The 11,802-nt window shown below is 69.6% G+C and carries 8 protein-coding genes; 6 read left to right on the top strand and 2 right to left on the bottom strand.

The annotated features are described in order from the left end of the window. The first annotated feature begins 29 nt into the window (after positions 1 to 29). The 6 genes from SPI01S_RS02220 to SPI01S_RS22090 all read left to right on the top strand — a co-directional run bounded on the left by SPI01S_RS02220 (position 30) and on the right by SPI01S_RS22090 (position 7,757). Positions 30 to 770, top strand: coding sequence for a copper homeostasis protein CutC (locus SPI01S_RS02220; protein ID WP_066717349.1), 741 nt, complete (start codon positions 30 to 32; stop codon positions 768 to 770). Positions 771 to 830: 60 nt separating this feature from the next. Continuing rightward, positions 831 to 1,880, top strand: coding sequence for an SIS domain-containing protein (locus SPI01S_RS02225; protein WP_066717351.1), 1,050 nt, complete (start codon positions 831 to 833; stop codon positions 1,878 to 1,880). Then, complete coding sequence (gene nagA / locus SPI01S_RS02230) at positions 1,877 to 3,010, top strand: N-acetylglucosamine-6-phosphate deacetylase (RefSeq protein ID WP_066717363.1); 1,134 nt, start codon at positions 1,877 to 1,879, stop codon at positions 3,008 to 3,010. Before SPI01S_RS02225 ends, nagA begins: the two co-directional genes overlap by 4 nt. Positions 3,011 to 3,096: 86 nt before the next feature. Beyond that, positions 3,097 to 5,574: a phosphoenolpyruvate--protein phosphotransferase gene (gene ptsP, locus SPI01S_RS02235; protein WP_066717365.1), complete on the top strand. Its 2,478-nt coding sequence runs from the start codon at positions 3,097 to 3,099 to the stop codon at positions 5,572 to 5,574. Beyond that, a complete protein-coding gene (gene nagE / locus SPI01S_RS02240) occupies positions 5,571 to 7,292 on the top strand; it encodes an N-acetylglucosamine-specific PTS transporter subunit IIBC (protein WP_066717368.1) in 1,722 nt (573 codons plus the stop codon). Before ptsP ends, nagE begins: the two co-directional genes overlap by 4 nt. 42 nt (positions 7,293 to 7,334) lie before the next feature. Beyond that, entirely contained in the window at positions 7,335 to 7,757 is a 423-nt protein-coding gene (locus SPI01S_RS22090; RefSeq protein WP_157084518.1) for a hypothetical protein, read from the top strand. Positions 7,758 to 7,938: 181 nt separating this feature from the next. On the opposite strand, the gene galA is transcribed toward SPI01S_RS22090, so the two are convergent. Beyond that, on the bottom strand, positions 7,939 to 10,824 hold the full coding sequence (gene galA / locus SPI01S_RS02245) for a beta-galactosidase GalA (protein WP_066717370.1): 2,886 nt from the start codon (positions 10,822 to 10,824) through the stop codon (positions 7,939 to 7,941). A 34-nt stretch (positions 10,825 to 10,858) separates the two neighbouring features. After that, entirely contained in the window at positions 10,859 to 11,596 is a 738-nt protein-coding gene (locus SPI01S_RS02250; protein WP_066717373.1) for a GntR family transcriptional regulator, read from the bottom strand. Between the last annotated feature and the right edge of the window lie 206 nt (positions 11,597 to 11,802).

An 11,802-nucleotide genomic window follows, 5' to 3' on the forward strand; every position in this document is an offset into this window, starting at 1 on the left:
AGAACCTTCCGTACGAGGCCGAATACCGCATGCGTCGATTGCTCGAAGTCTGTGTGGAAGACGTTGCCGGAATCGAGGCGGCGGTCGCCGGTGGCGCGCACCGCATCGAGCTGTGCGCGGCCTTGGCGGTGGGCGGACTCACGCCGCCTGCGTCGCTTATCGCCGTCGCGTCGCAGGCGCCGATCCCGGTCCATCTGCTCGCCCGGCCGCGCGACGGAAACTTCACCTATACCGCCGCCGAAGCGGCGCTGGTCGCCGCCGACATCCACGCGGCCGCGGAGGCCGGGCTCGCCGGCGTCGTGATCGGTGCCAGCCGCGCCGATTACCGGCTGGATGCCACGATGCTCTCCGACTGGGTAGCGGTAGCCCGCGGAACCGGGCGTCCGCTGTCGCTGACCCTGCACCGGGCGTTCGACCTGTGCCCCGATCCCCTGGCGGAACTAGAAATTGCGATCGGCCTCGGCTTCGACCGAATCCTCACCTCCGGCAGCGCGCCGAAGGCGATCGACGGACGCGAGACGCTCGCGGCGCTTGTTCGGGCAGCCGGCAATCGCCTGACCATCCTCGCCGGCAGCGGGATCGACGCGACGACGCTGCCGCCGATCCTGGAGACCGGCGTGCGCGAGGTCCATGCGTCCTGTCGCAGCGCGCAGGAGAGCGCCGGTGCGCGCGAAACCGCCTTCAGCTTCCAGGCCGGCCCGCGCCTCGCCACCGATGCGGCGAAGGTTTCCGCGCTGTGTAAATTGCTCGAAACGCAACCTAGCGCTTGAACAATACCAATATGTAACTTATCCCTGACTCGGTCATAGCCAGTGGAGGCAGTGGGGGACATGATCGCTGAAATCGAAAAGCCCGCGGGCGGTGCGACGCTGATGGCGTCGGAGGCTGCCGAAGCCGGTGCAGCGGTCCGCCGCCTGCTCGACGCCAACGGCCCAGCGATCGCCGCGCTCGCGCGCGAGCTGCGCGCCAACCCGCCGGCGCTGGTCGTCACCTGCGCCCGGGGTTCGTCGGATCATTCGGCGACCTATGGCAAATATCTGATCGAGACGATGATCGGGGTGCCCGTGGCATCCGCGGCGCCGTCGGTGGCGTCCGTCTTCGCGGCGCCCGTCTCCACCGCCCGCGCGCTGTGCATCGCGGTTTCGCAGAGCGGCCGCAGCCCGGACCTGCTGGCCACGGTGAAGGCCTATCAGCAGGCCGGTGCCCGCGTGGTGGCGTTCGTCAATGACGAGGAGTCGCCGCTCGCCGAGATGGCAGACACCACCATTGGCCTGAAGGCCGGGCCCGAGCGCTCGGTCGCGGCGACCAAATCGTACATCACGGCCCTTGCCGCCTTCGCCGCGCTGGTCGCCGAATGGGCGCAGGACGAAGCCTTGGGCGCGGCCCTGACAGCGCTGCCCGAACAGCTGGAACAGGCGCGCGACTTCGACTGGAGCCCGGTCGTGGACACGCTGCGCGACGCAACCAACCTGTTCGTGATCGGCCGGGGCTACAGCTTCGCCGTCGCGCAGGAAGCGGCGCTGAAGTTCAAGGAAACCTGCAGCCTGCACGCCGAGGCATTCAGCGCCGCGGAGGTCCGCCACGGCCCGATGGCGATCGTCGGCGACGGCTTCCCCGTACTGGCCTTCGGCACGTCCGACGCGGCCGGCGACAGCGTCCGCGAAGCGTCGGCCGAGTTCGCCGAGCGCGGCGCCCGCGTTTGCCTCGCCGACGCCAAGGCGGGCGATGCCTCGCCGCTGCCGGTGATCGTCGGCCACCCCGCACTGGAACCGATCCTGATGGTCCAGAGCTTCTACCCGATGGTCAACGCGCTGTCGCTCGCGCGCGGCAACAATCCCGACGCACCGCTGTATCTCCGCAAGGTGACCGAGACTCGATGAGCAGTTTCCGCTTCGTCAACGGCCATATCGTCACCGCTGCCGGCACGCTGCCGGAGGCGGTTATCGAAGTCGATCAGGGCCGCATCGTCTCGATTTCTCCGGACGGCGCCGGCACCGACACGATCGACCTCGACGGCGGCTGGATCGTCCCCGGCTTCATCGACGTCCAGGTCAATGGCGGCGGCGGCGTGCTGTTCAACGACGCCCCTACGGTGGAAGGCATTGCCGCGATCGGCGCGGCGCATGCCAAGTTCGGCACCACCGGCTTCCTGCCGACGCTGATCAGCGACGTGCCCGAAGTGATCGGCAAGGCGCTCGACGCCGCCGATGCCGCGATCGAAGCCGGCGTGCCGGGCGTTGTCGGCGTGCATATCGAGGGCCCGATCCTCAACAAGGCGCGCAAGGGCATCCACGATGCCGACAAATTCCGCGGCCTGGATAGCGCGATGGTCGAGCTGCTCAGCCGCCCGCGCCGCGGCAAGGTGCTGGTGACGCTGGCGCCCGAGATGGTCGACCTTGCCAATGTCCGCCGCCTGGCGGAGGCGGGCGTGCTGCTCGCGATCGGCCATAGCGACGCCCCCTATGAAACTGCCGTGGCAGCGTTCGATGCGGGCATGACCGGCGTGACCCATCTCTACAACGCGATGTCGCCGCTGCTCCACCGCGCGCCCGGCGTCGTCGGCGCGGCGCTGGAGAACCAGACCGCCTATTGCGGCATCATCCCGGACGGCTTCCACGTCCATGACGCGGCGCTGCGCATAGCCCTCGCCGCCCGCCCGCACGATCGCTTCCTGCTGGTCACCGACGCGATGCCCAATGTAGGCTCGGACATGACGTCGTTCGACCTGCACGGCCAGCATATCCGCGTCGAGGGCGGCCGTCTGCTCGGCGTCGACGGCACGCTGGCCGGTTCGGCGCTCGATATGACGGGTGCGTTCCGCCACATGGTCACCCGCGTCGGCACCTCGCCCGAGGACGCCGCGATGATGGCCGCCGCCAGCCCCGCCGCCTTCCTCGGTCTGTCGCACGAACGCGGCACGCTTGCCCCCGGCCAGCGTGCTGACTGGGTGCAGATGACCCGCGACTTCCAGCCCGCCGGGTGCTGGATCGGCGCAACCCGCTTCCCCTGAGCCCTCGGAGACCCGCCCTGAGCACGATCGCGCCGCCCTCTTCCCATGACGACGCCACGGCCGGGGCCATCGCCATCGGCGCGCCGATGGCCGGCTGGCTGATGCCGCTGGAAGAGGTTCCCGACCCTGTCTTCGCCCAGCGCATGCTGGGTGACGGCGTGGCGATCGACCCCACCGAGGGCTGCCTCTACGCGCCCTGCGACGGCGAAGTGACGGTGCTGCAGCCCACGGGCCACGCGATCACCCTGCGCGCCGGCGACGGCGTGGAACTTCTGATGCATATCGGCATCGATACGGTGCAGCTGGCCGGCGCAGGCTTCGATCCGCAGGTGAAGGTGGGCGATCAGGTGCGCGCGGGCGACGTGCTGATCCGCTTCGATCTCGACGCGGTGGTATGCGGCGCACCTTCGATCGTGACGCCGGTGCTGCTGATCAGCCAGGACGGCCTGAACCTCACGGCCAAGCGCGGCAGCGGCCTGGTCGCGCCCGGTGAGCCGATCTTCACGATCCAGCGCAGCGTCGTGGCGACCGAGGCGGCCACCGACATCGTGGGTGAAATCGCGACGCGCACCGTGATCGTCCCGCTCGCGCACGGCATCCATGCCCGCCCCGCCGCCAAGCTGCGCGAAGTGCTGGTGCCCTTCGCCGCCAAGGTGACGATCAGCAAGGGCGATCAGCGCGCCGACGCGCGCAGCCCGGTGCGGCTGATGACGCTGGGCATCAAACTGGGCGACACGATCCGCATCACCGCCGAGGGCGGCCGCGCCGACGAGGCGGCGGCGACGCTCGCCGCGCTGATCGAGAGCGGCATGGGCGAGAAGGCCGACCCGGCTGCCGTGCCGGCGCCCGCCGCCGCGATTCCGGTCGCCGCGCCGGTTTCCGACGAGCCGGGCCTGCTGGCGGGCGTCCCCGCCGCGCCCGGCCTGGCGATCGGCACCGCCCGCTTCTTCCGGCTGCCGGAACTCACCATCGATCCGATCGGCAAGGGCACAAGCCTCGAGCGCGCCCGGCTGGAGGACGGCCTTGCCCGCGTCGTCCGCGCGATCGAAGCCGATCTGAGCCATGCCGCCGGGCCGATGCGCTCGATCCTCGCCGCGCACCGCGCGATGCTCGACGATCCGGAGCTGCTGGAAGCCGCACGCCAGGCGATCGTCGATGGCGCCAGCGCCGGCCAGGCGTGGCGCAAGGCGCTTCGTCCGCAGGCCGAGCTGTTCCGCCAGAGCGGCGACGCGCACCTCGCCGAGCGCGCCGACGACATGGTCGATCTGGAGCGCCGCGTCGTCTCCGCCATCGAAGGCGTGCAGGACGCGCCGCTCGTCTTCCCCGACGGTACGATTCTCCTCGCCGACGATCTGCTGCCGTCGCAGGTCACCGCACTCGATCCGGCACAGGTACGCGGATTCTGCACCGTGCGCGGCGGTCCGACCTCGCACGTCGCGATCCTCGCCGCGAGCCTGGGCATCCCCGCGCTCGTCGCGATGGGGTCGCCGCTGCGCGCCATCGAGGAAGGCGAGACGCTGATCCTCGACGCTGGTGCCGGCACGCTGCGCGTCGCGCCCGGCGAGGCCCAGCGCGCCGAGGCGCAGGCCCGCGTCGACGCCCGTGCCGCCGCGCTCGCGGCCGCCCGCGCGGCCGCAGGCGCCGAGGCCAAGCTCGCCGACGGTACCCGCATCGAAGTGTTCGCCAATCTCGGCTCGGTCGGCGATGCCGAGCGCGCCGTGGCCGCGGGTGCCGAGGGCAGCGGGCTGCTGCGCACCGAATTCCTGTTCCTCGATCGCGAGACCCCGCCCAGCGTCGCCGAGCAGACCGCCGAGTATCAGGCGATCGCCGACGCGCTGCAGGGCCGCCCGCTGATCATCCGCCTGCTCGACATCGGCGGGGACAAGCCCGCGCCCTATCTGCCGATCGCGGCGGAGGAAAACCCGGCGCTGGGTCTGCGCGGCATCCGGGTCGGCCTCGCCCATCCCCAGGTGCTGGAGGACCAGCTCCGCGCGATCCTCGGCGTGCGCCCGATCGGCGTCGCCAAGATCATGCTGCCGATGATCGCCAGCGTCGGCGAGCTGCGTGCCGTCCGCGCGGTGCTCGACCGATTGCGCGGCGAGCTCGGCATCGAGGAGAAGGTGGAGCTCGGCATCATGGTCGAGACGCCGGCCGCCGCCGCGACCGCGGATCTGCTGGCGGCCGAGGCCGACTTCCTGTCGATCGGTACCAACGATCTGACGCAATACACGCTGGCGATGGACCGCGGGAACCCGGCAGTTGCCAGCGGCATCGACGGGCTGCACCCGGCGGTGCTGCGCCTGATCGCCGACACCTGCCGCGGCGCCGCCGCCAAGGGCCGCTGGGTCGGCGTGTGCGGCGGCCTCGCTTCCGATCCGCTGGCGGTGCCGATCCTGATCGGCCTTGGCGTTACCGAGCTTTCCGCCACTGTCTCGGTGGTGCCGGAGGTGAAGGCGCTGCTTTCCACCCTCACGCTGGAGCGCGCCCGCGCCCATGCCACCGCTGCGCTGGCCTGCGCCACCGCTGCCGACGTCCGCCGCCTTGCTCGGGAATTCACCGCATGAAGCAGATCCTCGAAACGCTCCAGCCGCTCGGCCGCGCGCTGATGCTGCCGATCGCGGTGCTGCCGGTGGCCGGCCTGCTGCTGCGCCTCGGCCAGCCCGACCTGCTCGACATCGCGTTCGTCAGCGCCGCCGGCGACGCGCTGTTCTCGCATCTGGGCCTGCTCTTCGCGATCGGCGTGGCGACCGGCTATGCCAAGGACGGCAACGGTGCCGCCGCACTCGCCGGCATCGTCTGCTTCCTCGTCTCGACCGAGGCGGGCAAGAGCCTGCTGGCCGTGCCTGCCGATGTCGGCGCCGGCCTCGCCAAGGACCAGGCGGCGCTCGCCGTCGCGGCTTGGAAGGCCAAGGCGGTCGCCCGGCTGGACGTGCCGATCGGCATTGCCTCCGGCCTGATCGGCGGCGTGTTCTATAACCGCTTCTCGGCGATCAAGCTGCCCTCCTATCTCGCCTTCTTTGGCGGCCGCCGCTTCGTGCCGATCGTCAGCGGGCTCGCCGGCCTTGCCATCGCGGTGGTCGTCGGCGTCGGCTTCCCGCACATCAGCGCGGGCGTCGACGGGCTGAGCCGCGGCATCTCGGGTGCGGGAAGCTTCGGGCTGTTCGCCTTCGGCGTGCTCAACCGCGTGCTGCTGGTGACCGGCCTGCACCACATCCTCAACAACGTGTTCTGGTTCGTGCAGGGCGATTATAACGGCGCGACGGGCGACCTGCGCCGCTTCTTCGCGGGCGACCCCAGCGCGGGCGCGTTCATGGCCGGGTTCTTTCCCGTCATGATGTTCGGCCTGCCCGCGGCCTGCCTCGCCATGTACCGTGCCGCGCTCCCGGAGCGTCGCAAGGCGGTTGGCGGCCTGCTGTTCAGCCTCGCGCTCACCTCGCTGCTGACCGGCGTTACCGAGCCGATCGAATACAGCTTCATGTTCCTGGCCCCCATCCTCTACGTCGTTCACGCGGTGCTGACCGGCGTGGCGATGGTGGTGATGGATCTGCTGGGCGTGAAGCTCGGCTTCGGCTTCTCGGCCGGCCTGTTCGATTATGTGCTGAACTTCGGCAAGGCGACCAAGCCGCTGCTGCTGCTCCCCGTCGGCCTGGTCTATTTCGCATTGTACTACGGCATCTTCGCCTGGGCGATCCGCCGCTTCGACCTGAAGACGCCCGGCCGCGAAGCCGAGGCACCGGTGGCCGTGGAAGCCGCCAGCGGTGCCACCCCCTCCAGCCGCGGGGAAGCATTTGCCCGCGCGCTCGGCGGTTCGGCCAATCTGGTGGAAGTGGGCGCCTGCACGACGCGCCTGCGCCTGATCGTCGCCGATCAGGGTACGGTCGACGATGCCGCGCTCAAGGCGCTCGGCGCCCATGGCATCCTGCGCCCCTCGGAGCGCGCGCTGCAGGTGGTGCTGGGCCCGATCGCCGATGTGGTGGCGGTCGAGATCCGCGACGCGACCGCGCGCGGCGGCGTGGCGGCACCGGTTGCCCCGGTTGCAAAGGCGCCGGCGCAGGACCTGCCGATGGCGCTGCAACCGGCGGCGCTGGCAGCGCTGGGCGGAGCGAGCAACATCGTATCGGTGAGTGCCCACGACCATCGCCTGCGCATCGAGCTGACCGATCCGGCGGACGTCGATGGCGACGCGCTGCTGGCACTGGGCCTGCGCGGGGTTGCCCGCCCCACGGCGAAGGTACTGCACCTGCTGGGCGACGAGGCGGCGCTGGCGGCGCTGCGGGGGTGATCGGCCGGTCCGCGCCACTGCCGATGAGGCGGAGCGCGGACCTTGCTGCGCCCGCTCACGCTGCTACGCTTCTTCACAACCAGTTTCTGGAGAAGCCGGATGCGTACATGGGTGGGCGGCGTTGTGGTGGTCACGCTTCTTGCTGCCGTCGCGATATACGCAGCCTTTCCGCACCCGGCCCATGATCAAGCGGAACTGCGGGCCATCGCTGCGGAATCCCGACATCTTCTGGCACGCTACACAGACCGTCCGGGAGCCGTCCCGAAAAGCCAATGGCCGCACGAGATCGCAGCGCTGCACCCCGCCAATGTCATTGTGCGGGAAGGAGCGGTTGAGATCACCACCAAGCGATATTTCGACGGCGGCTCGGGGTATGGTTTCGCACCGGATAAGCGGGATCTTGGGATGCTGCCCGCCTGCTGGTCATCGCTGGGGCAAGACATGTACTGGCACGGGCCCTGCTGATCGTAGCTAGGGCAAGATAGGTCATCGGCACAGCGCAAGTCTCTGCACGCGCGCGCCTTCCACCACGCTCGAAGCGACGGCGACGGAGGTAGGAAACGCGACGCCAGCGTTCGCGCATCCTCCCCCTCCGCGCCGCTGTGCGGCACACCTCTCCCTGGCGGGGGAGGATATACCCGTCCACTTACCGCGGCGTCAGCGTCACCTTGCCGAGCAACCCGCTCGCCTGCCCCGCCGGCGCCTCGACCATCAGTTCAACCGTCCGCTGCCCTGCCCCGGCCGGGAACGCGGCCTCCAGCGGCGCCGGGGCCGGATCGGTCTTCTCGGCGAGCTTCTTGCCATCCACCCACAGTTCCGCGCGGCCGCCGATGCCGGCGAAGCGCAGCGTTCCGCCCTCGGCCGCGATGCGCTTCCAGGGAGTGAGGCGGTTGTTGTAGACGCGCCAGCCCGGCTGCGGCTCGGCGGGTGTCGGCATGGCGCTGCGCAGGAACGCCCAGCTGTTGTTGTCGGGCACGAGGCCAGGCCTGGGCTTCTCGGCCGTCACCGCGGAGCGCCGCCAGTCGCCCAGCACCATCAGCGGCGGCGTCACGCCCACCTGCGCGCGCGGCGCGATGTCGGCGCGGTCGATCGTCAGCAGCGCCGGCTTCAGCCCCTCGGCGGTCGCCCGCACGGCGATCTTGCCGCGACCGGTGCCAGCCTGCACCAGGATCTGCGCAAGGCCGTTGAACAGCGAGCGGGCGTTGCCCTTCTCGGGCTCGTGGCAGTTCGGGTCGCCATTGCCCACGCCGATGATCGCAGCGCCATCGACCGTGAAGTTGGTCATCAGATTGGCCGTCGGCACATGCCGGCCCTGTGCATCGACCGCGTCGATGGTGATCGGCTGCACGTCCTCGTCATCGCCCGCCATCACGGTGCGGGCAGGCGTGAGCCGCAGCGCGACCGGCTTGCCGGCGGTCTCGTGCACCATGCGCGCCACGACCTTGCCGCCGCGCATCGCCTGCGCCTCCAGCCGGCCCGGCGCATAGGGCACCTGCCATTCATTGCCCTGCAGCCGATCGACCTTCTGCGTGCCGATCACCTTGCCGTTGAGCAGCAGCGTCACGCTATCGGCGTTGGAGGCGACGAACACCTTGATGGTCTGCCCTTCCCTGCCCGGCCAGGTCCAGTGCGGCGCCAGCCACACCACCGGCGCATCGTCGATCCAGGCGGCGCTGTGGATGCCGAACGCGGTCTTGGGGAAGCCGCACAGGTCCATGATGCCGAAGAAGCTGGCGATGGTCGGCCATTCATAAGGCGTCGGCTCGCCGTGATAGTCGAAGCCGGTCCACACGAACCCGCCCGCGATGAACTCGCGCGATGCGATCAGCTGCCACGCCTTGCGATGGGTATTGCCCCACGGCGCCGGCTCTTCGTCGTACGAGGTGATGACATGCGCGGCGGGATCGCTGGCGAAGGCGCCGCGCGTCTCGAACGCGCTGGTATCCTCGGAACTGGTGCTGGGCCGCGCGGGGTTCAGCGCGTGCCACTTGTCGTACTCGCCCTGGTAATAGTTGAAGCCCATCACATCGACGACCGAGGAGACGTTCGACGGATTGTAGAACGACCCGTTCATCGCCGAGGTCACGGGCCGGCTGTCGTCGAGCTTGCGCACCGCGGCTTCCATGCGGCGGACCATCTCGATGCCGGATTCGGTGCCCTGCATCGGCTCTTCGTTGAACACCGACCACAGGATCACGCTGGGATGGTTGCGATCCCGCCGCACCATCCAGGCAAGCTGGGCGAGGTAATCGGGCGCCGGGTTGAAGTGGCGGTTCTCGTCCATGACGAGGAAGCCCATCCGGTCGCACCAGTCGAGCAACTCGGCCGTCGGCGCATTGTGCGACATGCGGATCGCGTTGCAGCCCATCGCCTTCAGCCGCTCGAGCCGCCAGCCGAGCAGCGCATCATACTGCGCCACGCCGGTGCCGGCATGGTCCTGGTGGATGCACACGCCCTTTAGCTTGACGGGCTTGTCGTTGACGAACAGCCCCTTGTCGGCATCGAACCGCACCGTGCGGAAGCCGATCTGCGTCCGGCGCTCGTCGACGAGCTTCGCGTCGCGCAGCAGCCGGGTGTGGACGGTGTACAGCGTCGGCGCCTCGACCGACCAAAGTTGCGGGTTGCCCGCCGGAATCGTCAGCGAGGCCTCGACATGGTCGAGCACCAGCGCAGTGGCGGCGGTGGTGGCAATCGCGACGCGCTTGCCCGCCGGATCGAGCAGTTCGGCCTCGATCGTCACCCCCACCGGCGCTCGCTCGATATTGCCGAGCGTGACCGTCACCGGCACCTGCCAGCCATTGTCGGTCTTGCGCGGGTCGCAATGTACCCCGTCGGTGACGATTGACACCGGCGCGCGGCGCACCAGCCAGGCATGGCGATACAGGCCTGCGCCTTCGTACCACCAGCCTTCCATCGCCTCGGCATCGACGCGGATCGCGATCACATTGTCCTCTTCGCCGAAGCGCGCGAACGGCGTCATGTCGATCAGGATGCTGGCGTAGCCGGACCAGCTGTGCGCGACGACGCTGCCGTTCACCCACACGGTCGCGTTGGTCGCGACCCCATCGAGATGCAGCTCGATCGTCTTGCCGTGATCGGCGGGGTCGAGCGTCAGGCGGCGGCGGTACCAGCCGATGCCGCGCTTGCGATAGCCCTGCGAGACATTGGCGGTCTTCTCGAAGGGCTGGAACGAGGCCCAATCGTGCGGCAGCCGCACCTCCGGCCAGTCGCTGTCGTCATAATCGCGCGCAGCGGCACCGCGGGCATTGCCGGCCTTCACGCTGCCATAGGTATCGTCGTGGTCCTTGAGCGGCGCCGGCGCGACATCGCCCTCATGAAAGCGCCAGCCGCGCTCGATGCGGGTGCGCGTGGGGTCGCCGTCCGGCAGGCGCGGCAGCAGCGCGGTCCCAGGCGCGGGCATCGGGAAGCCGTCGCCCTCCACCGCGCGCGCGGCCGCCTCGGCCTCGGGCATGCCCATCGAGGCAAGCACCCCCAACCCCGCGCTGCCGAGCAGCAACTGGCGACGATCCATGCAGCAATCTCCAAATCAGGCTAGGTGGGCAAGCTCAGACGTCGCTGAGTTCCGCCACAAAATCATAGGCATCGCCCCGGTAATAGGAGCGGGTCACTTCGGCCGGGCGGCCGTCGCGCAGGAAGGCGCGACGCTCGATCAGCAGACCGGCATGGCCCGGATCGACGCCGAGCATCTTGGCGTGCTCGCCGAGGAACGGCACCGCGCGCAACCGCTGGAGCGCGCGCACCGGACGGTTCCCGGCGGCTTCGAGCGCGGTGTAGAGCGAGTCCCCCACCGCATCGACCGAGGCGAGGCAGTAGCCGGCGATGGTCGAGAATTCGAGCGCCATCGGCTCACCGTCGGCGAAGCGGATGCGCGAGAAGCGCAGCACGCCGGCGCCCGGCGACAGGCCCAGCGCCATCGCCTCTTCGGGCGTCACCTGGCCTGCCGAGCGCGCAATCCAGCTGCTGCTGGCCGCGCGGCCGCGCGCGGCCATGTCCTCGGTGAACGACGACAGCTTCGAGAAGCTCTTCTCCACGCGTTCGGCAACGAAGGTGCCGGCCCCGCGGCGGCGGGTGAGCAGGCCATCCTCGACCAGCCCGCCGATCGCCTTGCGCACGGTGATGCGCGACACGTCATATTCCACGGCGAGGTCGCGCTCCGGCGGGATCGCATCGCCCTGGCTCAATATCTTGCTGCTGATCGCCTCGCGGATCAGTTGCTGCAGCTGCAGATAGAGCGGCGACGGATTGCCCTCGCGAAACCGGCCGATCTGATCCGAAAACGTCATCAGTCCTCCCCCCTTGCCTGACACCGGTGCCCAGCCGGAGCAGCCGTGCCTAGCGCAAGTTTCCCGCAGCGCAAACGTTCGCCTACGGACCTACATTGGTACGATGATACCAACAGCCTCAAGCGACTTGGTCAAGGGGTTAATTGCAAAGAACTATGTCGCCCCGCGCAAGCCTGTTGCCCGATAGGATCTAAATTGGTTACACC

The organism is Sphingomonas pituitosa NBRC 102491, assembly GCF_001598435.1.
GTDB lineage: Bacteria > Pseudomonadota > Alphaproteobacteria > Sphingomonadales > Sphingomonadaceae > Sphingomonas > Sphingomonas pituitosa.